The sequence below is a fragment of the Paraburkholderia sabiae genome, assembly GCF_030412785.1.
Taxonomy (GTDB): Bacteria; Pseudomonadota; Gammaproteobacteria; order Burkholderiales; family Burkholderiaceae; genus Paraburkholderia; species Paraburkholderia sabiae.
Genome location: NZ_CP125295.1, coordinates 3,662,390 through 3,686,578 on the forward strand (window position 1 = coordinate 3,662,390; position 24,189 = coordinate 3,686,578).

Consider the following 24,189-nt stretch of genomic DNA (forward strand, 5'->3'; position numbering starts at 1 on the left):
AGTAGCGCGCCCATTACGACGCGCTACCCGTCATCAGGCAGCTCGCGATTGACTCAACGTGAATGCGAGCAGATCGCCGTCCGTCGGCTCGCCCCAGGTCTTGCGCGCGAGCCAATCGAAGAATGCGGTTTCCGTGAGCTTCGACTCGAGGCCGCGCCGACGCCAATCGTCACGCATGTGCGCGCCGAGACCCGGCAATTCGTCTTCCTCGAACGAGTGCCGCGCCACCTCGCGCTCCGAATCGCCCTGTTCCTCGTACAGCGCCTGCGCTTCCTTGCGTCGATACGCCATGTACTCGCCCAGCAGCCGCGCCTTCGCGTCGTCGGCGGGAGCGCCCGCGAGCGCCTTGCCAGCGGGCGTCGAAGGCAACGCCTCGACGGGCGGCGCATAGCCTTTCTTCAGCGCATCCTTGAAGAGCGCCGGCGCGCTGCGCACCGGCGGCAGCGTCGTGCTGCGCATCCGCTGTTCGGTCATTTGCAAGGCCGCACGGATGCGGTTTTCCTCGCTGTCGGCGTAGAGCGTCTGCGCCTCCTTCAACGGAATCCCGATCTTCACCATCCGGTCGACGAGCGTGCTGTCGAACACATTCGGATGCTCGTCGAGCGCGAGCATCGGCTGCTTGCGCTCGGTGACACGGAACTGGATTTCGGCAACCCGACGACCTTCGCGATGTTCGATCAGTTCGACAAAGATATTCGTGACGGCATTCACTTCGGCGATCGCGGGGCGCAGGTAGTCGCGCTTGAAATACTTGTACTCGCGTTTGGCTTCGTCGCCGGCTTCCGTGTCGGGCGTGCCCGACAGGATGGGCCGCCACCATTCCCACGCCTCGCGCATCGTCAGATGGCTCGGGTTGGTCAGATAGCGCACGCAGATTTCGTAGAGTGCCAGCCCCGCGCTGCTGCGCAGCTGGCTTTGGAACTGCAGACTCAATCGCGCGTACTGGACAGGATCGAGCAGCTTCTTCTTGATCTTGGGTGCGAACGAAAACTCGACCCAGACACGGCGCGTCGCCGGGTCTTCGAGAATTTCGGCGTCGGCGATCAACGTCGAGATGCCCCACTTCCGGCCAGGTTTCTGGCTCGACGAACCCTGACTCCACTCGACCTGCACGGAGACCATGCGACGCAGGTGCTCCTTGACGAGCGCGGTGTCGTTCGAATCGAAGGCGGAATTGGCGACGATGTCGGACAGCAGGGCGCGGTACGTATCGCCCGCTTCGTCCGCTTGCTGCGCGACCGTCAGCAGGACGTTGAACAGTTTGCGGGTGAGCAGCGTAATTTTGCCGCTCTTCGGCTGAATTGCGATCGCCTCGACGGCTTTGCGCAATTCGGCGGAGCTTGGGCTCACCACATCGGTTTTTTTCGCGCGCTTCGTGGCCATGCGTCGGGTCGAGAAGAGATTTCGCGAAAGGATACCGGCTGCGGTGATGCGCGTCTATAGCGCACGTCTCACCTACCTTCGGTGAAATCCGGCTGCAATCACAGCCTCACCAGGAGCAGATCCCGAAAACGCTCACCTATCGATGGTCGAAGCGCTTCCGGGATGCCTTGATGGTCGTGAGTCAGGGTTGGATAGTGTGAAATGCCACGCTTGAGGCACTGATTACTCGCTTCCCGAAAGTGCTCACCTTAGGGACGTCGCAAATACACGATGCGATTTGGGCACGTGGATTCACGAGGCAGGCAATCCTGAAAATGGCTCGGATGGCGCTTTTGGATGCGCTTGCGTCCCGGCATGTGTCCCCTGGTGCCAACCTGGGGGTCAGACAGCTTGCGACGGTATTCCGAGGCCTGTTCATCGCGGCTAAAAGAATGCGCTTTTGAGAGACACGTCCCGGCAAATATGGACACTAAATCCGACCGCGACGCCGCAACAACAATAGTTGCTGACGGGAATGGCGCAGCACCAATCCCGAATATCCTCACCTAAGCCATCACGCGAATCAAGGCGCGTCGCGACTTCTCACCTGTTCTGAAAATCTGTCGTGGGGATTCGCTCCCGAAAACTCTCACCTTAGGCTCGCAATGCGTTCGACAAAATGCACCGCGTCGCGTCAACAAAGTCCTCCCGGATATCCTCACCTTTCCGCCGCAATTGTTAAAAATCCATTAAAAATAAAGGCTTAGCGGAACGCCTCAAAATGCAAGGTCAACCAGGCACAACACCAGGATCCCGAATACGCTCACCTTCGGTATGGTCCTGCGCAAAACGGTGCGTAAATTTCGCTCAACCTGATCCCCCGAAAAATCTCACCTTACTCGTAATCGTGTCGCAAGCGATTGATCACGGCAGCCGCGAGCATGCAGGGCGTCGTGGTCTTCGCTACGCAAATTCGTCCCGTATTTCCTCGCCTTTCCCGCGAAATGAATATCTTGGCACTCCCGCAAGATCTCACCTTTAAGGTTCGCACGACCAATTCTGGCCCAGGATATGCATGCCACACGGAGTCCCGAATCTGCTCACCTAACACGGATGCGCGCCAAAAAAGCGGCCGTTTTGAATGTCAGACGATGGATGTGTTCTCCCGCAAAGCCTCACCTTTGACGAATTCATGCCGAAAATCGCCGCCCACAGTCCTCGAGGCCCCGAAAAACCTCACCTTCGGATCCATTTTTCTCCCGAGAGCTCTCACCCATCGCCTGGCAGGCGCTCTAAAACGGCGTGAAACGTGGTCGATTGTCCGTCCTGAACCCGCTCACCTCGCGTTAACCCGTTCGAAACCGACCTGCTCAACGTTTACGGGCCACAAACCATTATCCCGTCCCGAAAACCCTCACCTATAATCAACGCCCACAATTGCAAGGCTCCCGAACCCACTCACGATCTTTCCCGACCTCGCTCACCAACATCCCTGAACCCCATCACTGCAGCGTCCCGTCAAAGCTCACCATCCTTCCCGGAAAGCTTCACCTGATCGGCCGTAGAGCCTTATCCAATAAGGGGTTTGCCAGGCGTTAACGTCTTTAACTAAGGTTTCAAAGGTGTTTACTTTTATTACTCTCTACAAAAGAGCCCCGCGAGCTTCCTCAGAAACACCCACAACCCTACCCAACTCATCCCAAGACAGCGTGAAACAGTGCCAAAACAATAGTAGACCCAAGAAATGTTTTGGTTAACAATGAGTTAGTGCCGATTCTTCGATTTGTTTCACGCTTTACCGTTCACCCAAACGCTCGCGCCGACGATTCAGCACGTTTCTGAGCATTGTTGGAAGAAAATCGCAAGTTGCTCCAAAAAACGTATCGGATACTACGTAAATTGTTATGATTCTTCGAATCAACGTAGATCCGAGGCAAGAATGAATCTGGACGAAGAACGTCAAGCCATCCGAAGCGAACTCGATACGTTGCGCGCGAACGGCGCGCGACGTCAGGAATTGTCGCTGCACGCCTGCAAACGTCTCTTCTTTGATCTCGGCATCCGACCGTCGATGGCTGCCGTGCGCGACCTCACTCAAACAGGTAGCGCGAGCGACATTCCCAAAGACATCGACGGCTTTTGGGAGCGCATCCGATCAGCATCGCGTGTGCGGGTCGGTGCCGGTGCCATTCCGAAAGCGCTGGAAGAACGCGCCGGTGAATTGCTCGGCGCGTTATTCGAAGACGCCCTGACACAAGCACGAGCATCGCTCGACGAAGAACGACAGGAAATTCAGGCCCTGCGTGCGGCCGCTGAACGCGACTCGCACGAAGGCCAGATTCGAAAGGAAGTTTCTGAAGAAGCGATACAGCGCAGTGAAGCTCGCGCAGATGCCGCTTGGGAACGCGTGCGCATTCTTGAGACTCAGCTCGCTTCCGCGAATACCAGCGAATCGGCCAATCAGCACGGATTGAAGACAACCGCCAGGCGCCTGGAAGCCGAGAATGAATCACTGCGCAAGCGTCTGGACGCGGAGCAATCGACGAATGCCGGTTTGCGCGACCGCCTAGATGCGTTGCACGGAGAGATGCGGCAGAACGCCGAGCACTACGCGCAGCAGATCAAGGATGCCGTGGCCGAAGCGGAGCGTCGCGTGAAGCCGATGCTTGTCGAACTGGATTCGTTGCGCGCGATGGCGGCAACGTATCAGGCGGGTGTTCGGGATGCGAGCCGGAAAGAATTTGATTTCATCCAGCAGTTGGCCGCAGCGAAAGCGCGCGGCGATCGCCTCGAATCGCAATTGCGCGAGCAGTCCGATGAACTCGATCTCCTGACGCGCCAGATGACAGCGCTACGCGCGCAGCAAGGCATCGATCCCGCCGTCGCGCAGCTGCTCTGTCGGTTGGCCAGTGCGGGAAGACTGAACGCGGAGGAACTGGAGTCGCTCGGCACGGCTGTCGACGGACATGTTTCCGTGCCGACACAATGTCCGAAGTGTATCGATGGTGAGCCTGAACTCTCCCAGGTGGATCACCACTACGAATTGCTTTGTCCTGAGTGCGAGCACTCGTCGGGGACCGGCAAGTCGCGGCTGGCGGCCGTGACGCGCTTCATGTCGACGGCGCAAAACTCTACATCGCCCTGATCGATAGAGACCCGAAAGTCGGTGTAAACGCTCGAGGTGAGCGTTTACGGGATCACACAGGTGAAGGTTTACAGGAGCCGGCTAACCTTCGTCCCGCGTGCCTTGGTGATCTTCAGGCAGCACCACTGTCTCACCGACGCTCATCTCGCCTTCGAATTGTTCCTGTTCGCTCCACGTCTTCCACGCGCGATGCAACCGATTTGCGGAAACCGCCTGCGCGAACCCGAGCCACTGTCCGACGACTTCCACTTCTACGCCGCTTTCGAACAGATCGGCTGCGAATGAATTGCGCAATGTATGCGGACTCGCACGTGCTTCGCGCGACTCGCCGATTCCCGCTGCATCGACCAGCGCATCGACGGCACGGAGCATCGTCGCCTTGTGCATCGGGCGTCCAGACGGTGACGCGGGGAAAACCAGTTCGCCCGGTAGTTCCGCCTGTTTGCGCTCATCGAGCCACGCATCGAGTACCGACACGGCGAACGGTGCGAGCCGCGTTCTGCGTGTGAACAACGGATTCGTTGCTTCGATCACGACCCACGGCGAGCCCGGCGTCAAACAATTCATCGAAAGCGTTCGAGCCTCGCCCGTCTTGATTCCACCGCCCAGAAACACTGCGATCAACGCCCGGTCGCGGCGCTCGCGCCAGCGCTGCGCCGCTGACAGATCGGTGACGGGCGAAAAAAGATAAGCGGTCAAAGCGGAACGTTCCGCGCTGCTAAGAAATCCCGTTGGCTCGTTGTCGCGGGCGTTGCGCCATTCTGCTTCGCCATCCTGAGCAATGAATCGTGCGGGATTGGTCGACGCCAGTTCGATCTCGCGCACATGATCGAGCACACGCTCGATCAATCGCAAATAGCGGGCGCGCTGCGGCTTTCGTATCGACAAACCTGCGACGAAGTCTGCGATGGAACGCATATCGACGGTCACAAGATTCTTGTGACGCGCCTGTAGCCATTCAAGAAAAAGGCCCCATTGCGCCCGATACACCTCCGCGGACGAATGGCGGAAGTTCTGACCTGCGAGCCACGCATCGAAGGCGGTGCGCGGATCGGCGAGCCAGTCCTGACGTTCACGATCGAACAGATCTGTTTCCGCCACAGCCGGCGACGGCCCAGCGGAGTCGAGAGGATCGTTGGTGGACATAGCCTATCTTTCCGTTAGTTGCGCACAAGCCATTGTAGTCAGTCGACTCGCAAGCGCAGCGCCGACTTTACGCGCATAAACTCTCACCGCCCGCGCCGACTACCCGCCCCAAGCTCGTCCAACACCAAGATCGCGATCGGAGATTCGCTGCTTCGCAGCGCCGGCCTTTGCTTTCTCCGCCGCGTCGTAAGCCGCGACCGCAAACGCAAACACAGCAGGCAAAGCATTCGATCGACTGAAGTCGACGGCGTCGTCGGTCTCGGGAAACTGGAAGTCGCCGGGCCGTTGAAAGAGCCCGAGCATGAAGGGATCGTGCCGGCTGGCGAAGCCGAGATCGGCGAGCGCCTCCGCTTCGATTGCGTGCAGAAGTCGCCATGTAAGCGGCACCTGCTGCACGATGTATCGCGCTGCAATATGCCGGACGATGTGTTCGAGGTCACGCGCCGCGGACTTGAAACGCAGCGCGGCCAGATCCTGTTCGTTGTTCAGCTTGTTCATTCTTCGGCTCCGTCGGACTGCGTATACTGTACAAACATACAGTATCGGCTGCAACCGCGGTAACCCGAAGAATCGGGATTCAGATTAGCCGTGAATCACGACAAGCAACGCTTTCGCTTCGCCTTTGCCTGCGTTGCGAATCGCATGCGGTTCGTCGGCGACGTAGCGCGCGGTGTCGGCGGCTTTCAGGCGCTTCGTCGTTCCCGCCGCGTCGATATCGATCACACCGTTCAGCACCGTCAAATGCTCACGCGTCCCCGGCTCGTGTGCATTCGAAACGAGTGCGCCGCCCGGCTGCAACGTCAATTCGTACCATTCGAATTTGCCGGCGAGTTCGATCGGTCCCCAGACGCGCAACTGATATTTCGCTTCGTGGCCGCTCAACGTCGGAATCTCATGCGGACCGGAAACCGCAATCGGATCCGGAGCCTTCTGCGGTGCGAACAGCGAATCGAGACTCACACCCAACGCATTCGTGAGCCGCCACGCGACGGCGATCGTCGGATTCGCCTTATCGCGTTCGATTTCCGACAACATCGATTTCGACACGCCCGCCGCGCGCGACAAATCGTCGAGCGTCATCTTGCGTTCACTGCGCAGGCGCTGGATTTGCTCGCCAACACGCGGCGGAACCGAAACAGACTGCGCCGCCGTCGCTGCCGTACCCGACGAACTCTTGCGCATTCCCGAACTTGCCATTTCCTGACCTATCGTTTAGAGTTGTTCGACATATCGAACTTTAGTTCGAAAAAACGAAAATATCCGATAAAACTGACAGCCGACTATAACAGGCGGCCGCGCCTCGTGGTGCGGCGCGAAGCCGGCCATTCAAGGAGCCGTTTCATGCGTGATCCCTTCCTCGCGCATCTGCGCAGCACGCTCGACCAGATTCGCGCCGATGGTTTTCATAAGACCGAGCGCGTGATCGCGAGTCAGCAATCGTCCGATATTCAGCTGGAGAGCGGCGCAGACGTCCTGAACTTCTGCGCGAACAATTATCTCGGGCTCGCCAACGACGCCCGCCTGATCGCCTCAGCAAAAGACGGGCTCGACAAGGACGGCTTCGGCATGGCGTCGGTGCGATTCATCTGCGGCACGCAGACCGTGCACAAAGAACTCGAGCGCGCGCTGTCCGCATTCCTGAAGACGGACGATTGCATTCTGTATTCGAGCTGCTTCGACGCGAACGGCGGCCTGTTCGAAACGCTGCTCGACGATAACGACGCGATCATCAGCGACGAACTGAATCACGCGAGCATCATCGACGGCGTGCGGCTGTCGAAGGCGAAGCGCTACCGCTACAAGAACAACGACCTCGGCGATCTCGAAGCGAAGCTGCGCGAAGCCGATGCGGCGGGCGCGCGCTTCAAGCTGATCGCGACGGACGGCGTGTTTTCGATGGACGGCATCATCGCCGATCTCGCAGGCATCTGCGATCTCGCGGACCGCTACGGCGCGCTCGTGATGGTCGACGATTCGCACGCGGTCGGCTTCATCGGCGAACATGGACGCGGCACGCCCGAACATTGCGGCGTGCTCGATCGCGTCGACATCATCACGGGCACGCTGGGCAAGGCGCTCGGCGGCGCATCGGGCGGCTACGTCGCGGCGCGCCAGGAAATCGTCGATCTGTTGCGTCAGCGCTCGCGTCCTTATCTGTTCTCGAACACGCTCACGCCGAGCATCGCGGCTGCATCGCTGACCGTGCTCGAACTTCTCGCAAGCGACGAAGGCAAGCAACTGCGCGAATGCGTGCGCGCGAACGGCGCGCACTTCCGTCAGGCGATGAGCGCGCACGGCTTCACGCTCGTGCCCGGCGAACATCCCATCATTCCCGTGATGCTCGGTGACGCGCAACTCGCGTCGAACATGGCGGATGCGCTGCTGAAAGAAGGCGTGTACGTGATCGGCTTTTCGTATCCCGTCGTGCCGAAGGGCCGCGCGCGCATTCGCACGCAGATGAGCGCCGCGCACACGGCAGAACAGATCGATCGGGCCGTCGACGCATTCGCGCGCGTCGGCCGTTCGCTTGGCGTGATCTGAAACGGGACATCGACATCAATGAAAGCACTGGCAAAACTCGAACGCGCAACAGGCCTCACGTTGACCGACGTGAAGAAGCCCGAAGTGGGCCACAACGATGTGATGATCCGCATCACGCGCACGGCGATCTGCGGCACGGACATTCATATCTGGAAGTGGGACGACTGGGCGCAGAAAACCATTCCCGTGCCGATGCACGTCGGTCATGAATACGTCGGCGAAATCGTCGAAATGGGCCAGGAAGTGCGCGGTTTTTCGATCGGCGATCGCGTGTCGGGCGAAGGGCACATCACGTGCGGCTTCTGTCGCAACTGTCGCGCGGGCCGCCGGCATTTGTGCCGCAACACGGTCGGCGTCGGCGTGAATCGCGAGGGCGCGTTTGCCGAATATCTCGTGATTCCAGCGTTCAACGCGTTCAAGATTCCGCCTGAAATCTCCGACGATCTCGCCGCGATCTTCGATCCGTTCGGCAACGCGACGCATACGGCGCTGTCGTTCAATCTCGTCGGCGAAGATGTTTTGATTACGGGCGCGGGACCGATCGGCATCATGGCCGTCGCGATCGCGAAGCACGTGGGCGCGCGAAATGTCGTGATCACCGACGTCAATGATTACCGCCTCGAACTCGCGCGCAAGATGGGCGCGACGCGCGCGGTGAACGTGTCGCGCGAATCGCTGCGCGACGTGATGAACGATCTGCATATGACGGAAGGCTTCGACGTGGGCCTCGAAATGTCGGGCGTGCCGAGCGCGTTCACGTCGATGCTCGAAGCGATGAACCACGGCGGCAAGATCGCGCTGCTCGGTATTCCGCCGGCGCAAACGGCGATCGACTGGACGCAGGTCATCTTCAAAGGCCTTGAAATCAAGGGCATTTATGGCCGCGAGATGTTCGAGACCTGGTACAAGATGGTCGCGATGCTGCAAAGCGGCTTGGATCTTTCGCCGATTCTCACGCACCGCTTTGCCGTCGACGATTTCGAAAAAGCGTTCGCCACGATGCTGTCGGGCGAAAGCGGAAAAGTGATTCTCGACTGGACCGTCTGATAGCGCCGCAACAAAAGCTTTAACCTGCAGGCGGCTTCGCTGCCTCTGTCTGAATGATGACGTGGATATCGTCGCCCACAGCGGGATACCACGTTGTCAGACCAAACTTCGATCGGCTGAACTGGCCGTCCGCTGAAAAGCCGAGTGTGTCGGCTTTCGTCAGCGGATCGCGGCCATAGCCGTTGAACGTCACATCGAGCGTGACCGGCTGCGTCACGCCGCGTATCGTCAGGTCGCCCGTCAGCTTGCCGCGCGCGTCGCCCGTGCGTTCAAAACGCGTGCTCACGAAGCGGATCTGCGGATTACGCTCTGCATCCAGCATGTCCGTGCCCTTCACCATCTTGTCGAGTTGCGGAACATTCGTGTCGATGCTCGCCGCGTCGATCGTCACCGTTACCTGGCTCTTGTCCAGCCCGCCTTCCTTCCAGTCGATTTCACCCGCCACGCGGTCGAAGCGCATCGTGAAGCGCGTGTATTTGAAGTGATCGACGTTGAATATGACGCTCGTGTGATGCGGGTCGAGCTTGTACTGACCGACGGGCACGCGCGCTTCCGTTTGCGTGACCGTGTGCGTGACGACCTGCAGCGGCGTGCATGCGCAGAGCGTCGCGGCAATCGCCACGGCAGACAAAGACACGGCACGGCGAAAAACGATGCTCATGACACTCACCTTTTAAACGATCCTCCCACACGATAATGCATCCCGCGCCAAACCGGCAGCCAATGCGAAGCGAACCCATACTTGACGAAGGAGAATGATCGTTCTACCCTTCGCACATGGCTACTCTCGACGACACACAAGACATCGCCGGTAGCGCGCGCGAGCGCCTGCTCGATGCAGCGGAAGCGCTGATTTACGCGGGCGGCATCCACGCGACGGGCGTCGATGCGATCGTCCGGCAATCGGGCACCGCGCGCAAAAGCTTCTACACGCATTTCGAATCGAAAGATGCGCTGGTCGCGGCTGCGCTGGAGCGGCGCGACGAACGCTGGATGAAATGGTTTATCGAAGGCACGCTGCGCCGTGGCAAGAGTCCGCGCACGCGTCTGCTCGCGATGTTCGACGTATTGCGCGAATGGTTCGTGTCGGAAGATTTTCACGGCTGCGCGTTTCTCAACGCCGCGGGCGAAATCGCGTCGCCTGACGATCCGATCCGCGTCGTCGCGCGCGAACACAAGGAACGGCTGCTCGAATTCGTGCGCGCGCAATGCGACGAATACGTGGCAGCGACGGGCGGCGACGCGCGGCGCTCGGCGCGGCTGTCGCGGCAATGGCTGATTCTGATCGACGGCGCGATCGGTGTCGCGCTCGTCAGCGGCGACGCCGACGCCGCACTCGACGCGCGCGCCGCTGCCGGCCCGCTGCTCGATTCCGCAAGTGCAAATTCCCGCTCGTCCAACCGGCGAGCGTCCACCTGACGCAGTTCAACGAGGAATCATCATGGCCGATATCGAAAGACGTCCACCCGTCCCGCCGTTCACGCGCGAGACGGCCATCCAGAAAGTGCGCGCCGCTGAAGATGCATGGAATACGCGCGAGCCGGAGCGCGTGTCGCTCGCGTACACGCCGGACAGCAAATGGCGCAACCGTTCGGAGTTCCCGGTGGGGCGCGCCGAGATCGTCACGTTCCTGCAGCGCAAGTGGGCGAGGGAACTGGACTATCGGCTGATCAAGGAACTGTGGGCGTTCACCGACAACCGCATCGCAGTTCGCTTCGCTTACGAGTGGCACGACGATTCGGGCAACTGGTTCCGTTCATATGGCAACGAGAACTGGGAATTCGACGAAAACGGTCTGATGGCGTATCGCCACGCAAGCATCAACGACAAGCCGATCCGCGAAGAAGAGCGTCTGTATCGCTGGCCGCTGGGCCGTCGTCCGGACGATCATCCGGGGCTGTCGGAGCTGGGGCTGTAATCCGCGGTCATAAGAACGGTGAGCGCGCGCACCGCGCGTTCACCAAGCTGCAATCGTTCGTTCGCTATCGTTGCCGTCTGCAGGCGCGTTGTCGCCCCGAGCGCACACTCCATCTCAGTGTAGGGTTTGTGGGGTACAGTGCGCGACTGGAGAGCAATTCGACATAATCGCGACATTCAGACGCCGGCACGCGACCGGTTGCGGAGAGCACATGCCGTTTGGAAAGATCAAGAACAAGATTCGTCGTGCATGCGTGGCAGGTTGTGTAGCGGGCATCGGTTTGGTGGCAGCGTCGGGCGCGCAGGCGGCCGACTGGTGCAGTGGCGGCGTCTGGGCCGATGTGATGATCGGTTCGTATCACATCGATCCGGATCCAGGCACGGACTTCGAACAGTTCAATCCCGGCCTCGGTGTCGAATGCTGGCTCAACGGGCAATGGGCATTGACGGCAGGCGGCTTCCGCAACTCGTTGCGTCGTCCGTCGTGGTACGGCGGCGGTGTGTGGGCGCCGGAGTTCGTGCACTATGGCTTTATCCGCCTCGCGGTGATCGGCGGCATTATCTCCGGCTACAACTATGGCAACTGGGGCCTCGGCCACGATCACACGATCGGACCCGTCGTCGCGCCCATCGTGATGCTCGAGTACAAACGCGTCGGCGCGAACATCATCGTCATTCCGCCTATTCCTTCCGATAATCTGCCGTTCACGCTCGGCTTTCAGGTGAAGTACAAGTTCTGAATATCGCTCACTGAACGGTCCATTTTTTGAGTTCGAACGTAAAGGGTGAGGCTTTTCGGGAGATGAGTTTACGGTGAAGTGCTGATGCGATTCACGCTTCACCTGAAACACAAAAAACCCCTAAAAACAGGCACTTTTAGCGCACGCGGCTCACGCTAACAACCGGGCGAGCAGACCGCATCGATATCAAAGGTGAGCGTTTACGGGGCATCGAATGCCAAGTCAACTGCCTCCCGAAACCTCTCACCTATACGGCGCAAGCGTGCGAACGGATCGAACACGACGATCACCGCAAGCCCGCCGACGCCGTTCATAATCGCAGGCAACGCGACCCATCGCATGCAGCGGAAGGCGTCTATGAACGATTCGAACCTGGACTGGAGCGACGTGCGGATCTTCCTCGCGATCGCCCGCTGCGGCACGCTGGGCGCGGCTGCGCGCCAGCTCGGACAGACCCAGCCGACCATGGGCCGGCGTCTGCGCGCGCTCGAGGAAGCCGTCGGTCACACGCTCTTTCAGCGCACGGCCGAAGGCTTCGTGCTGACCGACGAAGGCCACGCCGTGCTGACCTACGCCGAGCGCATGGAAGAAGAAGCGCACGCGTTCATGCGTTCGCTCGCGGGCAACGAGCAGCAGTTGACGGGCAGTTTGCGCGTGTCGTCGTCGGACTGGTACGGCATTCATGTGCTGACGCCCGTGTTCGCTGCGTTTCTCGCGCGTCATCCGCAGATGTCGATCGAGTTGATCACCGATTCGCGGCGCTACAACCTCGCGCGGCGCGAAGCTGATCTGGTGTTTCGCATCACGCCGTTCGACGAACCGGACGTCATTCAGCGCAAGCTGATGCACATGGATTACGCGCTGTACGGGCGCATCGATCTCGTTGCGCCCGTGCGCGGCGACGGCGCGGGCCAGGCGCTGATCACGATGGATAGCGCGTTCGGCGAACTGCCCGACGTCGCGTGGATCCGTCAGATGCTGCCGAACGCGCACATCGCGTACGCCAGCAACAACCGCGGCGTGCAGGCGCGCATGTGCGCGGAAGGCGGCGGTTTCGCGGTGCTGCCGTGTCCGCTCGGCGACAACACGCCGGGCTTGCGGCGCATCGATCTCGGCGAAGCGCCGCCGGGCCGCGACGTATGGCTCGGCTACCATCGCGACCTGAAACGTCTCGCGCGTTTGCGTGCGTTGCTCGATGTCGCGATCGAACGTCTCGCGAACGTGTGAGCCGATACAGCTTTATCAATCGATCTCGACGACGATCTTGCCGCGTGCGGTGTGCTCCGTGATCGCGTCGTACGCACGTTCGGCCGATGCGAGATCGAAGCGGCGCGGATCGAGATGCGGCGTCAGCTTGCCTTGCTCGACGAGACGCGTCGCTTCGGCCAGCATCTCGCCGTGATGCGCACGATGCTTGCCGGTGAGCAGCGGATGCAGCGTGAACACACCGGAATACGTGGCCTCGCGAAACGACAACGGCGCAAGCGCATGCGTGCCCCAACCGAGCGCGCTCACCACATGGCCGAAATGTTTGACGGCGGCGAATGACGCATCGAGCGTCGCTCCACCAACCGTATCGACGACCAGATCGAAGCCTTCGCCCGCTGTCAGTTCGAAAACGTATTGTTCGACGCCGCGCGCTGCGTAATCGATCGGCGTCGCGCCGAAGCGCGTGACGAGATCCTGATCGCGCGCACTCGCCGTCGCGAAGACCTGCGCGCCGAGTGCACGCGCAAGCTGCACGGAGACATGCCCGACGCCGCCCGCTCCGCCTTGCACCAGCACGGTTTGACCGGCCTGCAAGCGCGCGCGGTCGACGATTCCCGCATACGACGTGATGAACGCGAGCGGCAGCGCGGCGGCTTCGCGCATCGACAGATTGGACGGCTTGTGCGCGAGCAGCTGCGCGTCGACGGCTGCGTATTGCGCGAGCGAACCCTGAATACCGCCGACGCCGCCCGTCATCCCATACACCTCGTCGCCGGCCTTGAAGCGCGTCACGTCCGCACCGACCGCGACGACCACACCCGCGAGATCGATGCCGAGCACGAGCGGCAACGGATGGCGCGCATGCGCGGCGCTCCCTGCGCGAATCTTCGTGTCGAGCGGATTGAGCCCGCTCGCCTTGATCTGCACGAGCACTTCGCCGCGCGCGGGTTCGGGAATCGGAAGCGTGGTCGGTTCGAGCGGACCTTTGTACTGGCTGAGAACGAGGGCTTGCATGGACATGATGAACTCCGGCAGAAGATGAATTCGGTTGATGGAAAACATCATCGGCGAATGCAGAAGCCTGGTAAATCAACGATTTAGCACGACGTCCAAACAGAAATGCATGGCCCGAACGGACCCACGCGTATACCTGGGTATGCGAATGGAAGCGTGCAAAACACAGGCCCTGCGGCTTAAAGGTGAGAACCTTCGGGAGTGAGCAAAAGGCTTTGGAACGCCGCACCATGAGCAGCCGCAAACCATTGCTGGATAAGGCTTTGCGAGCGGCCTCAAAAGTCGCGCGAAACGTGAAGTGCGATCAATGGTGAGGCTTTGCGGGACCCAGGAAAAGTGACGCCGCCGAACACCACACGGCTCACCTTTAACGCTTGCCTGTGCTTACGTCAGACAAGACCGGCGATGTTCCGGCCGTCGCGATGCGAGAGCACATCGGCGAGCCGTTCCATCGAAACAGGCTTCGTGAGGTGGTAATCGAAGCCGGCAGCGAGCGCGCGCGACTTGTCGGATTCCGATGAGTAGCCCGTCAGCGCGATCAGGAACATATGCGTGAGCGCCTTGTTCGAACGGATCGTGCGCGCGACTTCGAAGCCGTCCATCTCTGGCATGCCGATATCGATGATGCCGACTTCCGGCAACTCTTTCGCGGCGAGCTTCACGGCATCGTGGCCGCTGCGCGCAACGATCACCTGATGCCCTTCCAGTTCGAGCAGAAGATGCAGCGCATCGAGCGCGTCGACGTTGTCGTCGACGAGCATGATGCGGCTCGGCGCGGCGTTCACCGCCGTCATCTGATCGTGCGTGATCTGCGGCTCGCGATCGAGTATCGGCAGTTCGAGCGTGACGCGCGTGCCGTGGCCGACGCCCTGACTGTCGAGCGTGATCGTCCCGTCGTGCAGTTCGATCAGCCGCTTCGCGACCGCGAGGCCGATGCCGAGTCCGCCTTCCGAGCGGCGCATGTTCGCCTGCGACTGCGCGAACAGCTCGAAAACGTGGTCGAGCGCTTCGCGGCTCATGCCGACGCCGTTGTCCTCGATGACGATCGACACCATGCCGCCTCGCTCGGCGCCATCCGTTGCGGGATCGGGTTCCAGCTCCACGCGCAGCTTCAACGTGCCGCCGACTGGCGTGTACTTCGCCGCGTTCGACAGCAGATTGCCGATCACCTGACTCAGGCGCACATGATCGGCGCGCACATGAACGGGCTGGTCGAGTCCTTCGATTTCGAGCCGATGCTTGCGCGCGTCGATGTGATGCTTGAGCGCGGTAATCGCGTCGTAGATGATTTCGTTCAGCGACGTGCGGCTGTATTTGATTGCCAGCTTGCCGTGCCGCAGACGCGCGGCATCGAGCAGATCGTCGACGAGCGTGCGTAGCTGGCGCATCTGCCGTTGCGCGATGGCGAGCACGTCGGTGGCCTGGTCTTCGCCTGCGCACAGCAGCTTGAGCGCGGCGATCGAACTGTCGATGGGCGCCATCGGATTGCGCAGTTCATGCCCGAGCATCGCGATGAATTCGTCGCGCCGGTGCGCTGCGTCTTCGAGCGCGCGCCGTGCCTGTTGCGCGGCGGCGGCTTCCGCTTCGGCGGCCTGTTGCGCGTCGAGCAGGGTCAGCGCGGCACCCGCGAGCACGGCAAGATTGCCGAGAAGGCGCACGTCTTCGCGGTCGAAGCGATGCTCGTCGTGCGAAGCGACCCAGATCGCGCCCAGTTGCTTCGACTCCTGCCCGCGAATCGGAATGGGCGTGATGATGCCTTCCGTCATGACGGCACCCGCATCGCGCAGACTCTTGAAGAACGTGTGCGGCTCGACGAAGAGTTGCGGCGCGCCGAGTTCGAGCGTCATGCCGCACGGGCATTCGGCCCACTCGGTTGTCTTGCCTTCGAACCCCGCGCATGCACCAGCGACCGCGCGCCAGCGGAACACGGCATTGCCTTCGGCGGTGGTTTCGAGCAGGCTGATACCTGCGCTGCCGGCGCGGCAGGCACCGAGCGCCGCATCGGCGATGGCTTGAAGCAGGGTGTCGCGGCGGCCCGTTTGCGCGCCGGCGACGGTGACCAGCGTGCGGACTTCGGCGGCATGATCGGGTGCGCGCGCCGGCCGGTCTTTCAGATCGTCCGTGCGCAATACGCCCGCCTGCCGGGCGCTTTCGATGCCGTCGCTCATGGTGTTCGATGAAGTGTGGTGTGCAACGTTCCGGCGCTTCTGCGCCCCTGCAAACAGCAGGCCCGTCATTATCGAAGAAGTATAGGCGTTGTGATCGGATGATTGCGCCGGATTTCGCGGCGCCGGTATTGGTATGTTCCCTGCGTGCCGATCAGGCTCAGCCTCGTGGAGAAGAGCAATGAACCAGCAAACGATTTATGAAGGCGGATGCGCGTGCGGCGCCGTGCGTTTTCGTGCGAGCGGCGCGCCTAGCCGCGTCGGAATGTGTCACTGCATGACGTGTCGGCGGGTGCACGGATCGGCATTCGGTTCGTACGCGATTTTCGCTCGCGACGCCGTGACCTTATCGGGTAACACGCGCGAATGGCGAAGCTCGGAGCAGGGCCGGCGTCACTTCTGTCCGCTGTGCGGATCGGTGGCATTCATGGTGTACGCCGACCACGACGAAATCGATCTGCCCATTGGCGCGTTCGATCAAACGGGACTCTTCGAGCCCGCCTATGAACTGTGGTGCAAGCGCAAGGAGCCGTGGTTGCCGAAGGGCGTGCGGCCCGAATACGACGAGGAGCGCGAGCACTAGCTCGCAAGCGCGGTGAGAGAACGCGGGCCGTTACGCCGGTCGCTGCCTGAGCGGGCGGCGTCCCGCGTACGGCCCGCGTAGCCTTTACTGATGATGCTTCTTCGGAATCTTCGCGCCTGACTTGCGTGCCTGATTCAACGCGATCGCGACGGACTGTTTTTGCGATTTGCCCGCCTTCTTTTCGGTCTTGATGTTGTGACCGATGGTTTCCTTCGATGTGCCTCGTTTCAGTGGCATGTCGCTCTCCTTTCCCATTGCAATGGCGCATGACATTGCGCCGCATGTGCGCCGCGTCGAATTGCGGCGACGTGCATCGAATGAAAGCATGTGCTGTTCCCGCATGCGTTTTCTTCGGGCGGCAAAGCGCTTGAATCCACCTGGCGTCAGCGTTTCCGCCCATCCATGAAGCGTTGCGCGAAAAGCGGTACGTCGCTTGCTGAAAGAGTGCCTGGCACGTTGATTTCAGGAGCATCTCGTGAACACCGTTTCGATTGCGCGCAGCGCGACAGCGGCAATTTTTGCCGCGGCAGCGGGCGTCGGCTACGCGCAAACGGGCTGGCATCCCGCGACGCAGAGCGACAAACCGATGGCGGCGCCGGGCGCGACATCGGGTGAGCTCAAGACGCCGCGACCGAGCCAGTCGTCGACGCCAGGCATGTCCGGCGCGGCTGCGTCCGACCCGGGCATTCCGGACACGGGCCGCACGCGCAGCCTCCAGGGCGCGCACGGCACGCACAGCAACGGCAAGCCCGCGACGAAGCCCAATTCGGGCGAAGGCAACGTGCATTGACCTTCGCCGCCCTTCGCAATCGCGCGCGTTCAATGCGCCAGCGGATGCGCCATTTCAACCTGCATGTCGGCAAAAACGCCGGGTCCGGCATGCACAGTACGGGAGTTGCAAGATGACAAGGCCACGGATGATTTTCCCGAAAGCGCGCAATGCTGTGGCCTCGAAACCCGAGTCGCAGAGCGACTATCAGATCTACGCCACCTACCGACGCACGACGGAGGGGTCGTATATGGGACAGCTAAAGGTCGTGCGCAAGACGGATGGCCGTCTGCTGTTTCCGTTCACAGGCGCGCCCGACATCGGCCCGTATACCGATGGCGATCAGGCGCGCGAAGCCGCGCACCGTCACGGCGAAACGATCGTGCAATCGGATCTCGACAATCCCGAGCCTTGAGTCGCTTTGAGTCAATCGACCCTTTGATGCTGTGCATTTCACGGGCAACTTCCCGATACCGCTGCCTATAATCGCGAACGGATAACGGAGGCAGACGATGAAGCGTAAAAGCGCATTGGTGATCGGCGTCGGCGCCGAACTCGGTCTCGGCGCGGCGCTGTGCAGGAAGATCGCCGCGAACGGCTATCACGTGTATGTCGCGGGGCGCACGCAAGCGAAGCTCGACGCCGTGACGAACGGCATCGCGTCGCGCGGTGAGTCGGCGGAGTCGTTTGCGATGGACGGCACGTCGGAAGCCGACATCGTGCGTCTGTTCGACAAGGCGATGTCTCCGCCCGACGATATCGACGTGCCTTCGCTCGTCGTCTACAACGTCGGCAATAACCGGCATGTGCCGTTTCGCGATCTGACGGAAGCGCAGATGCAGGACTTCTTGCGCTCGGGGCCGATCGGCGGATTCCTCGTCGGACGCGAGGCTGCGCGGCGGCTTGCGCCGCTGGGCCGCGGTACGGTGCTTTTTACGGGCGCGTCGGCGAGCCTTCGCGGCAAGCCGGGCTTCGCGCATTTCTCGGCGGCAAAGGCCGGTCTGCGGATGGTCGCACAGAGCATGGCACGCGAGTTCGGGCCGCTCGGGCTGCACGTCGCGCATGTGGTGATCGACGGCGGCATCGACGGCGAGCGTCTGCATAGCTCGCGTCCGCAAGCTGCCGCCGAGCGCGGCGAAAACGGACTGCTGAACGTCGACGCCATCGCCGAAGCGTACTGGCAGCTTCATCTTCAGCATCCGTCCGCATGGACGCACGAAATCGATCTGCGTCCGTTCAAGGAACCGTTCTGATCGCCGCGTTCAGCGTGTGAATTCAGCCCGCACCCATACGGCTTTCGTCGACGAACGTTTCAGTCGCGTCGTCGATCTTGCGGCTCTTGCGTCCCATCGGACCATGCACGTAGAGCACCTTGACGTTGCTTTGCTCGGGCCGCTGCGCGGGCGGCGGCGTCATCTCGTAGCGCACTTCGCGCGCGTGATCGCTCAGTTGCAGATTCGGATTGAACACCGAGTTGAAGCGCCACAGCATGCGCACGAAGTTAGTCTGCCCGCGCATCAATAGCGATGCCGCTTCGCCCGCCGCGCGATACAGCGCGCCCCAGCCGAGATGCTTGCGATTGAGCACCTGCTGCGTGCGCACCAGTTCGCCATAGAACTCGGGTAAGGGCAGCTTCGTCGGCAGCACGGCGTGCTGGATGTCGTAGAGCCGGTAATCGAGGCTCGTCAGAGTGCGCTGCTCGCGCAACCAGATTTCGGTGCCCGGATACGGCGTGTTCACGCTGATATTCACGATCTCCGGAATCTCCAGGCACCATTGCCGGATCGTTTCGAAGCGGTCGTGATCCCAGTCGGGATCGGCGATCAGATTGACGGCGACCGTGATGCCCAGCGAGCGCGCAAACGCGAGCGCCTCGAAGTTCTTGTCGAGATTGACGCGCTTGCGAAACGCCTTGAGACCTTCGGCGTCGATCGCTTCGAGCCCGATGAACATGTACTGGAGACCGAGCTTGCGCCAGTACTCGAACACTTCCTTGTTACGCAGCAGCACGTCGCCGCGCGTTTCGAGGTAGTACTTCTTGTGGATGCCGCGCCGTTCCACTTCGCGGCCGATCGCCATGCCGTGATCGGCGTGAACGAAGGCGACATCGTCGACGATAAACACGCCCGGCTCACGGATCGACGCCAGTTCTTCGGCGACGACTTCGGGACTGCGCGAACGATAGCTGCGTCCATAGAATGTCCACGCGCTGCAGAACGTGCAGTCCCACGGACAGCCGCGCGCGAATTCGATCGATGCGCACGGATCCAGCACGCCGATGAAGTATTTGCGCCGATGCCGCAGCAGATCGCGCGCGGGACGAATCTGATCGAGGCTTTCTGCAAAACCGGGCGGCGGACCTTCGCCGTCGCGCGTGACGACGCCGGGAATGCGCAGCAGATTCTCTTTGCCTGCAATCGCCGCGAGCAGCTCGACGATCTTCGCTTCGCCTTCGCCCTTCATCACGCAATCGATCGCGCCGTCCGCGTGTCTCAGCATGTCGACTGCCGTGAACGACGCGCTATGTCCGCCGACGAACACGAAGCAGCCCGGCAATTGCGCCTTGATCGCCTTCGACAGATCGATGATTTCGGGAATGTTGGCGAGATAGTTGCCGGAGAAACACACGACGTCAGGCCGGCATGTTCGGACGAGATTGTGCAGAGCGCGATGGGATTCGACCTGCAGGTCGATCAGGCGGATATCGTGGCCGGCTTCGCGTATCACGGCGGCGACGGTTTCGAGTCCGAGCGGCTCGAGCCGCAGATACACGCGCGTGTACATCAGGCCACTTGGGTGAACAGCGAGCACCTTCATGAGATCTCCTTGCGTCCGAAGGGCGCGCTCGCGTGGCTACACGCGGCGTGCCGGGCTTTCGTGCTGGTATCCCTGGTACGGTTCGACTGCTGAGCCTGTGCGTCCTGCCGGACCTCACCGCGATGGGCTCGATCCGATTCTACTTGTCATCGGATGGACTTGCTCACGGGCGGGCGCATGACGCAAAGGTGAGAGTTTTCGGGAGACATTGAAGTGGCGCGCGAGGGCGTGTCGCCGCGCCGCAGCATGTCGGCAGACGAAGGCGGAACGCGCTTACCGCGCAGGATGTCGCCAGTCGTCCCAGCGGTCGCGAATGCGCAGCGCGATGCGCTTCCACGGCGGATCGGCGAACAGGATCAGTGCGCCGAGCGCGAGGCATCCGCAGACGAGAAACGTGCCGCGATAGCCGAGTCCTGCAACCAGCACGCCCGACAGCACGCCCGACAAAATCGAGCCGACGCGCGACGCGTTGAAGAACAGTGCCGTCGCCGCGCCCGGTGAACGTGGCATCAGATCCTGCATGTACGTCATGCCGAGACACGACGTGACGGCGACGACGAACGCGTTGAACGCCTGCATCGGGATCAGCACATTGATGGTGCCCGACGCCGCGACGGCCACGAAATACACGACGTGCACCGCTGCGCACGCCGCGAGCCAATTCAGCTTGTTCAGCGTCGAGCCGCGTGCGCCGAGCGCGAGCATCATCGGAATTTCGAGGAAGGCGCCGAGGCCGAGCATGATCGACACATCGAGCCGCGTGCCCTTCAGGCCGTGCACGACATAGAGCGGCAACACGATCATCGTCGCGTTCGCGGCGAGGCCGATCAGCGTCAACGCGACGACGGAGCGCCAGATTTGGCGCTGCGTGCCGGGCGCGTGAGGCGGCGAGGGCGGAGGCGGTTCGGCAGGTTCGGTGACCGTCGTTACTTCGAGCGACGAGGCGGGGTCACCAGCGTAATGCGCGGGCGCGCTGTGTGGATCGCCGGCGGGCGACTCGCGCATGCGCCACACGATCACGGCGCACGCCGCGAAGCACGCGGCCGCGAACAGAAAGAGCCCGTAATAGCCCGCGCCCGCGAGCACCAGCGCGCCGACGGATGGCCCGAACACCCACGCCATCGACAGGACCGTGCGCAGCGTCGCCAGCGCAAATGAGCGCTCGGCTTCGTCGTGCACAGGCAGTGCCGAGCGTCCGAACGAAAACACCAGCGACATCGCCGAGCCGCCCGCGCCGAGAAACGCGACGCCGATTGCGAGCAGCGCCGGATAGTTGCGCACGAAACAGAGCAGCAAAAAGCCGAGCGCCGCGGCGATCAATGCCGCCAGCAAGAGTCCGCGATGATGTCCGTGTTTATCGGACCATTTGCCCGCCCACGCACTCGCGACCACACCGCTCGCCGCGATCAGCGTCATGAATAGACCGAGCTGCAACGGCGACATGCCCGCCTGCTCGACGCCGAACAGCGACAGATACGGCGCGGTGAACGACATCGCGATGCCCAGCATCAGCGTCGCGCTGGCAAGCGGCGTGAAGGAATGAATGCGCGTGAGACTGGCGAAGCGGGAGTTCATCGAGGGCGCGTGTTCGAACTGTGGGATGCGTGCTCGGATGAAAAGCAGCGCACGCAGCAGGCATTGTCGAACGCAATGCGCATTGCGCGCAACGCAGTTTCGTCATGTTGTGCAAAGAATGCTCGACGCATTCACGAAAACGCGAGAAGCCCGCTTCGCGTCAAGGACAAGCGGAGCGCGATGGCGCGAAACGCTTAGACTGCAGGGCACATTACGTTGGATATGTTGACCATGACGACGCTCAAAGACTCGATCGAATCCTACATATTGGCGAAGGACGGCAACCGTCCGCATCTGCTGACGGATGCATTCGCACTCGATGCTTCGCTGGCGATGACCGTGAAGACGAACGCAATCGCGTTTCCGCAAGAGACGCAGGGACGTGATGCGATTGCATCGGTATTGGTGAGCGATTTCGCGCTGAAGTACGAGAACGTGTACACGTTTTGCGTCGGCGCTATACCGGCCGAAGATCAGCGCGCATTCTCGTGCGACTGGCTCGTTTGCATGACCGAGAAGGCGACGGGCGCGGCGCGCGTCGGTTATGGGCGATATGACTGGACAGCTGATGAACAAACGTCGCACGTAGCGCGTTTGCACATCACGATCGAAGAGATGGACACGCTGCCCGCCACATCCGCCGACAGCATATTGCGTTGGGCGAGCCGCTTGCCGTATCCGTGGTGCGAGCGCGCTGTGCTAAACAACGACGCGCCGGACAACGCCACCGTCCAGCGCATCATCGCTCAATTGACGCGCTGATCAACGCACCAGCTGATCGCCTTCGAGCGCGGCTTTCGCGCCATACGTCCACGCATGATTGCGCGTGCCGTGGCCGATCGGAAAGCCTGCGTAAATCGGCACGTCATACGGTTTCAACAGATTGACGAGCATGTCGTGCAGCGTGAAGTCCGCGTTTTCAGGCAGCGGACAGCGGATGAAATCGCCGAGCACGAACGCGCGCGCGCCGTCGAACACGCCCGCTTCGCGCAACTGCATGACATTGCGATCAATGCGGTAAGCAAGCTCGGTCACGTCTTCGAGCAGCACGATCGCGCCGTCGCAACTCGCCTGCCACTGCGTGCCGGAAATACTCGCGAGCGTCGTAATGTTGCCACCCGCAAGGTGTCCTTCGACGCGGCTCATATCCTTTGAAGGACGATACAAAAGCTGCAGCGGCACAGGCGCCGCGCGCTCCTCGCGCAACTCGGCGAGCATGCTTTCGCGCGATGCATCGTCGTGTTTCGTCGCGAGTCCGTTCAACGTCGGACCGTGGATCACACGCACATTGGGCATGCCATGCAGCGCGCTGAAGAGCGCAGTCGCATCGGAAAAGCCCACTAAAGTCTTCGCGCAAGGCACCGATTCCGGCACCGCGCGCAACGTGTAGATGCTGCCGTAACCGCCGCGCGCCACCCACACGATATCGACGGAAGGATCGGTCAATGCGCGATGCAGATCGGCGGCACGGTCTTCATGTTTGCCCGCGTGATAGCGATAGCGGTCGCGCACGTGCGCGCCGACCTGCACGCGCAGGCCCCAGCTTTCGAGCAGCGCAATGCTCTGCTCGACATGCGTCATATCCGGCACGCCCGCCGGCGCGACGACTGCAACCGTCTTGCCGTCGAGCTTCATGCGCCCGCCTTCTTCGCGAGCAGCGCGGCCGTGTCGGGCGCGCCCATGCGGCTCGCGGCATCGGCGGCCGACACGCCGTTCGCGTCGCGCGCGTGCGGGTCCGCGCCATGCGCGAGCAGCAGTTCGACCATTTCGGTGCGATTGAACATCGCGGCGATCATCAGCGCCGTGCGTCCATCCGGCGATGCGCCTTCGACATCCGCGCCATGCGCGAGCAAGGTCTGGACGACATCCTTGAAGCCTTTGAACGCCGCGCCCGCGATGGGCGTCTGCCCGTTGTCGTTACGCAGGTTCGGGTCCGCGCCGCGTTCAAGCAGCACGCGCACGGCGTCGGCGTGGCCGTGGTACGCGGCGAGCATCACGAGGCTGTCGCCTTTCTCGTTGCGCAGATTCGGCGGCGCACCTTTTTCGATGACGGCCGCGAGCATGTTCGCTTCGCCGCGCCGGGCTGCGTCGAAAATTTCGCGCGCCACTTCGAGCAAATCAGGATCGATGTCTTCGGGGCTGCGCTTGTCGTCTGTCAT

24 protein-coding genes are annotated in these 24,189 nt (G+C 61.6%); 12 read left to right on the forward strand and 12 right to left on the reverse strand.

What is annotated here, in order from left to right; genetic code table 11:
• Nucleotides 1-33: 33 nt before the first annotated feature.
• Nucleotides 34-1,383, reverse strand: coding sequence for a replication initiation protein (locus tag QEN71_RS16510; RefSeq protein WP_201648443.1), 1,350 nt, complete (start codon nucleotides 1,381-1,383; stop codon nucleotides 34-36).
• A gap of 1,918 nt (nucleotides 1,384-3,301) precedes the next feature.
• On the opposite strand from QEN71_RS16510, the gene QEN71_RS16515 reads away from it, so the two are divergent.
• Nucleotides 3,302-4,507, forward strand: coding sequence for a DNA-binding protein (locus QEN71_RS16515; protein ID WP_201648671.1), 1,206 nt, complete (start codon nucleotides 3,302-3,304; stop codon nucleotides 4,505-4,507).
• 81 nt (nucleotides 4,508-4,588) lie between these two features.
• On the opposite strand, the gene QEN71_RS16520 is transcribed toward QEN71_RS16515, so the two are convergent.
• The 3 genes from QEN71_RS16520 to QEN71_RS16530 all read right to left on the reverse strand — a co-directional run bounded on the left by QEN71_RS16520 (nucleotide 4,589) and on the right by QEN71_RS16530 (nucleotide 6,850).
• The gene (locus QEN71_RS16520) at nucleotides 4,589-5,653 is read right to left on the reverse strand and encodes a tyrosine-type recombinase/integrase (RefSeq protein WP_201648442.1); all 1,065 of its coding nucleotides are present in this window, start codon (nucleotides 5,651-5,653) and stop codon (nucleotides 4,589-4,591) included.
• 99 nt (nucleotides 5,654-5,752) lie between these two features.
• Nucleotides 5,753-6,151, reverse strand: coding sequence for a DUF2471 family protein (locus QEN71_RS16525; protein ID WP_201648441.1), 399 nt, complete (start codon nucleotides 6,149-6,151; stop codon nucleotides 5,753-5,755).
• 84 nt (nucleotides 6,152-6,235) lie between these two features.
• A complete protein-coding gene (locus tag QEN71_RS16530; RefSeq protein ID WP_201648440.1) occupies nucleotides 6,236-6,850 on the reverse strand; it encodes a helix-turn-helix domain-containing protein in 615 nt (204 codons plus the stop codon).
• 144 nt (nucleotides 6,851-6,994) lie between these two features.
• Here QEN71_RS16530 and QEN71_RS16535 point away from each other — a divergent pair, with 144 nt between their 5' ends.
• Nucleotides 6,995-8,194 (forward strand): glycine C-acetyltransferase, encoded by a 1,200-nt coding sequence (locus QEN71_RS16535; RefSeq protein ID WP_201648439.1) that lies wholly within the window; start codon nucleotides 6,995-6,997, stop codon nucleotides 8,192-8,194.
• Nucleotides 8,195-8,212: 18 nt separating this feature from the next.
• On the forward strand, nucleotides 8,213-9,241 hold the full coding sequence (tdh, locus tag QEN71_RS16540; protein WP_201648438.1) for an L-threonine 3-dehydrogenase: 1,029 nt from the start codon (nucleotides 8,213-8,215) through the stop codon (nucleotides 9,239-9,241).
• Between the two features lie 19 nt (nucleotides 9,242-9,260).
• Here the strand turns inward: tdh and QEN71_RS16545 are convergent, their stop codons facing one another.
• Nucleotides 9,261-9,902 carry a YceI family protein gene (locus QEN71_RS16545; protein WP_201648437.1) on the reverse strand — a complete coding sequence of 214 codons (642 nt, stop codon included), beginning with the start codon at nucleotides 9,900-9,902 and terminating at the stop codon, nucleotides 9,261-9,263.
• A 116-nt stretch (nucleotides 9,903-10,018) separates the two neighbouring features.
• On the opposite strand from QEN71_RS16545, the gene QEN71_RS16550 reads away from it, so the two are divergent.
• From QEN71_RS16550 to QEN71_RS16565, 4 genes are all read left to right on the forward strand, one after another.
• Nucleotides 10,019-10,660 carry a TetR/AcrR family transcriptional regulator gene (locus QEN71_RS16550; RefSeq protein WP_201648436.1) on the forward strand — a complete coding sequence of 214 codons (642 nt, stop codon included), beginning with the start codon at nucleotides 10,019-10,021 and terminating at the stop codon, nucleotides 10,658-10,660.
• 22 nt (nucleotides 10,661-10,682) lie between these two features.
• Nucleotides 10,683-11,159 (forward strand): nuclear transport factor 2 family protein, encoded by a 477-nt coding sequence (locus tag QEN71_RS16555; protein WP_201648435.1) that lies wholly within the window; start codon nucleotides 10,683-10,685, stop codon nucleotides 11,157-11,159.
• Nucleotides 11,160-11,370: 211 nt separating this feature from the next.
• A complete protein-coding gene (locus tag QEN71_RS16560; RefSeq protein WP_201648434.1) occupies nucleotides 11,371-11,898 on the forward strand; it encodes a hypothetical protein in 528 nt (175 codons plus the stop codon).
• Nucleotides 11,899-12,255: 357 nt separating this feature from the next.
• Entirely contained in the window at nucleotides 12,256-13,125 is an 870-nt protein-coding gene (locus tag QEN71_RS16565; protein ID WP_201648433.1) for a LysR family transcriptional regulator, read from the forward strand.
• Nucleotides 13,126-13,140: 15 nt separating this feature from the next.
• On the opposite strand, the gene QEN71_RS16570 is transcribed toward QEN71_RS16565, so the two are convergent.
• Together QEN71_RS16570 and QEN71_RS16575 are read right to left on the reverse strand one after the other, a co-directional pair.
• Nucleotides 13,141-14,127, reverse strand: a complete 987-nt coding sequence (locus QEN71_RS16570; protein WP_201648432.1) for a zinc-dependent alcohol dehydrogenase family protein — start codon at nucleotides 14,125-14,127, stop codon at nucleotides 13,141-13,143.
• A gap of 383 nt (nucleotides 14,128-14,510) precedes the next feature.
• The gene (locus tag QEN71_RS16575) at nucleotides 14,511-16,289 is read right to left on the reverse strand and encodes a hybrid sensor histidine kinase/response regulator (RefSeq protein WP_201648431.1); all 1,779 of its coding nucleotides are present in this window, start codon (nucleotides 16,287-16,289) and stop codon (nucleotides 14,511-14,513) included.
• 178 nt (nucleotides 16,290-16,467) lie between these two features.
• On the opposite strand from QEN71_RS16575, the gene QEN71_RS16580 reads away from it, so the two are divergent.
• Complete coding sequence (locus QEN71_RS16580; protein WP_201648430.1) at nucleotides 16,468-16,869, forward strand: GFA family protein; 402 nt, start codon at nucleotides 16,468-16,470, stop codon at nucleotides 16,867-16,869.
• A gap of 84 nt (nucleotides 16,870-16,953) precedes the next feature.
• Here the strand turns inward: QEN71_RS16580 and QEN71_RS16585 are convergent, their stop codons facing one another.
• Nucleotides 16,954-17,106 carry a DUF6496 domain-containing protein gene (locus QEN71_RS16585; RefSeq protein ID WP_167538882.1) on the reverse strand — a complete coding sequence of 51 codons (153 nt, stop codon included), beginning with the start codon at nucleotides 17,104-17,106 and terminating at the stop codon, nucleotides 16,954-16,956.
• Between the two features lie 238 nt (nucleotides 17,107-17,344).
• Between QEN71_RS16585 and QEN71_RS16590 the strand changes: the two genes are divergently transcribed.
• The 3 genes from QEN71_RS16590 (at nucleotide 17,345) to QEN71_RS16600 (ending at nucleotide 18,891) form a co-directional block, all read left to right on the forward strand.
• Nucleotides 17,345-17,659, forward strand: coding sequence for a hypothetical protein (locus QEN71_RS16590; RefSeq protein WP_201648429.1), 315 nt, complete (start codon nucleotides 17,345-17,347; stop codon nucleotides 17,657-17,659).
• Nucleotides 17,660-17,771: 112 nt separating this feature from the next.
• On the forward strand, nucleotides 17,772-18,053 hold the full coding sequence (locus QEN71_RS16595) for a DUF6723 family protein (RefSeq protein WP_201648428.1): 282 nt from the start codon (nucleotides 17,772-17,774) through the stop codon (nucleotides 18,051-18,053).
• A gap of 97 nt (nucleotides 18,054-18,150) precedes the next feature.
• A complete protein-coding gene (locus QEN71_RS16600; protein ID WP_201648427.1) occupies nucleotides 18,151-18,891 on the forward strand; it encodes an SDR family NAD(P)-dependent oxidoreductase in 741 nt (246 codons plus the stop codon).
• A 22-nt stretch (nucleotides 18,892-18,913) separates the two neighbouring features.
• On the opposite strand, the gene hpnR is transcribed toward QEN71_RS16600, so the two are convergent.
• Both hpnR and QEN71_RS16610 read right to left on the reverse strand, forming a co-directional pair.
• Nucleotides 18,914-20,455: a hopanoid C-3 methylase HpnR gene (gene hpnR / locus QEN71_RS16605; protein ID WP_201648426.1), complete on the reverse strand. Its 1,542-nt coding sequence runs from the start codon at nucleotides 20,453-20,455 to the stop codon at nucleotides 18,914-18,916.
• A 273-nt stretch (nucleotides 20,456-20,728) separates the two neighbouring features.
• Complete coding sequence (locus QEN71_RS16610; protein ID WP_201648425.1) at nucleotides 20,729-22,030, reverse strand: sugar efflux transporter; 1,302 nt, start codon at nucleotides 22,028-22,030, stop codon at nucleotides 20,729-20,731.
• A 231-nt stretch (nucleotides 22,031-22,261) separates the two neighbouring features.
• Between QEN71_RS16610 and QEN71_RS16615 the strand changes: the two genes are divergently transcribed.
• A complete protein-coding gene (locus tag QEN71_RS16615; RefSeq protein ID WP_201648424.1) occupies nucleotides 22,262-22,792 on the forward strand; it encodes a hypothetical protein in 531 nt (176 codons plus the stop codon).
• Here the strand turns inward: QEN71_RS16615 and QEN71_RS16620 are convergent, their stop codons facing one another.
• Nucleotides 22,793-23,665 (reverse strand): LD-carboxypeptidase, encoded by an 873-nt coding sequence (locus QEN71_RS16620; RefSeq protein WP_201648423.1) that lies wholly within the window; start codon nucleotides 23,663-23,665, stop codon nucleotides 22,793-22,795.
• Nucleotides 23,662-24,189 carry an ankyrin repeat domain-containing protein gene (locus QEN71_RS16625; RefSeq protein WP_201648422.1) on the reverse strand — a complete coding sequence of 176 codons (528 nt, stop codon included), beginning with the start codon at nucleotides 24,187-24,189 and terminating at the stop codon, nucleotides 23,662-23,664. Before QEN71_RS16625 ends, QEN71_RS16620 begins: the two co-directional genes overlap by 4 nt.

Excerpts from the sequence above, each read along its gene's own strand:
- QEN71_RS16525 (WP_201648441.1), bottom strand. The coding sequence starts at position 6,151 with ATGAACAAGCTGAACAACGAACAGGATCTGGCCGCGCTGCGTTTCAAG.
- QEN71_RS16550 (WP_201648436.1), top strand. The coding sequence starts at position 10,019 with ATGGCTACTCTCGACGACACACAAGACATCGCCGGTAGCGCGCGCGAG.
- QEN71_RS16545 (WP_201648437.1), bottom strand. The coding sequence starts at position 9,902 with ATGAGCATCGTTTTTCGCCGTGCCGTGTCTTTGTCTGCCGTGGCGATT.
- QEN71_RS16560 (WP_201648434.1), top strand. The coding sequence starts at position 11,371 with ATGCCGTTTGGAAAGATCAAGAACAAGATTCGTCGTGCATGCGTGGCA.
- QEN71_RS16580 (WP_201648430.1), top strand. The coding sequence starts at position 16,468 with ATGAACCAGCAAACGATTTATGAAGGCGGATGCGCGTGCGGCGCCGTG.
- QEN71_RS16555 (WP_201648435.1), top strand. The coding sequence starts at position 10,683 with ATGGCCGATATCGAAAGACGTCCACCCGTCCCGCCGTTCACGCGCGAG.
- QEN71_RS16520 (WP_201648442.1), bottom strand. The coding sequence starts at position 5,653 with ATGTCCACCAACGATCCTCTCGACTCCGCTGGGCCGTCGCCGGCTGTG.
- QEN71_RS16565 (WP_201648433.1), top strand. The coding sequence starts at position 12,256 with ATGAACGATTCGAACCTGGACTGGAGCGACGTGCGGATCTTCCTCGCG.
- tdh (WP_201648438.1), top strand. The coding sequence starts at position 8,213 with ATGAAAGCACTGGCAAAACTCGAACGCGCAACAGGCCTCACGTTGACC.
- QEN71_RS16620 (WP_201648423.1), bottom strand. The coding sequence starts at position 23,665 with ATGAAGCTCGACGGCAAGACGGTTGCAGTCGTCGCGCCGGCGGGCGTG.
- QEN71_RS16575 (WP_201648431.1), bottom strand. The coding sequence starts at position 16,289 with ATGAGCGACGGCATCGAAAGCGCCCGGCAGGCGGGCGTATTGCGCACG.
- QEN71_RS16530 (WP_201648440.1), bottom strand. The coding sequence starts at position 6,850 with ATGGCAAGTTCGGGAATGCGCAAGAGTTCGTCGGGTACGGCAGCGACG.
- QEN71_RS16515 (WP_201648671.1), top strand. The coding sequence starts at position 3,302 with ATGAATCTGGACGAAGAACGTCAAGCCATCCGAAGCGAACTCGATACG.
- QEN71_RS16595 (WP_201648428.1), top strand. The coding sequence starts at position 17,772 with ATGACAAGGCCACGGATGATTTTCCCGAAAGCGCGCAATGCTGTGGCC.
- QEN71_RS16625 (WP_201648422.1), bottom strand. The coding sequence starts at position 24,189 with ATGACAGACGACAAGCGCAGCCCCGAAGACATCGATCCTGATTTGCTC.
- QEN71_RS16600 (WP_201648427.1), top strand. The coding sequence starts at position 18,151 with ATGAAGCGTAAAAGCGCATTGGTGATCGGCGTCGGCGCCGAACTCGGT.
- QEN71_RS16535 (WP_201648439.1), top strand. The coding sequence starts at position 6,995 with ATGCGTGATCCCTTCCTCGCGCATCTGCGCAGCACGCTCGACCAGATT.
- QEN71_RS16510 (WP_201648443.1), bottom strand. The coding sequence starts at position 1,383 with ATGGCCACGAAGCGCGCGAAAAAAACCGATGTGGTGAGCCCAAGCTCC.
- QEN71_RS16615 (WP_201648424.1), top strand. The coding sequence starts at position 22,262 with ATGACGACGCTCAAAGACTCGATCGAATCCTACATATTGGCGAAGGAC.
- QEN71_RS16610 (WP_201648425.1), bottom strand. The coding sequence starts at position 22,030 with ATGAACTCCCGCTTCGCCAGTCTCACGCGCATTCATTCCTTCACGCCG.
- QEN71_RS16585 (WP_167538882.1), bottom strand. The coding sequence starts at position 17,106 with ATGCCACTGAAACGAGGCACATCGAAGGAAACCATCGGTCACAACATC.
- hpnR (WP_201648426.1), bottom strand. The coding sequence starts at position 20,455 with ATGAAGGTGCTCGCTGTTCACCCAAGTGGCCTGATGTACACGCGCGTG.
- QEN71_RS16570 (WP_201648432.1), bottom strand. The coding sequence starts at position 14,127 with ATGTCCATGCAAGCCCTCGTTCTCAGCCAGTACAAAGGTCCGCTCGAA.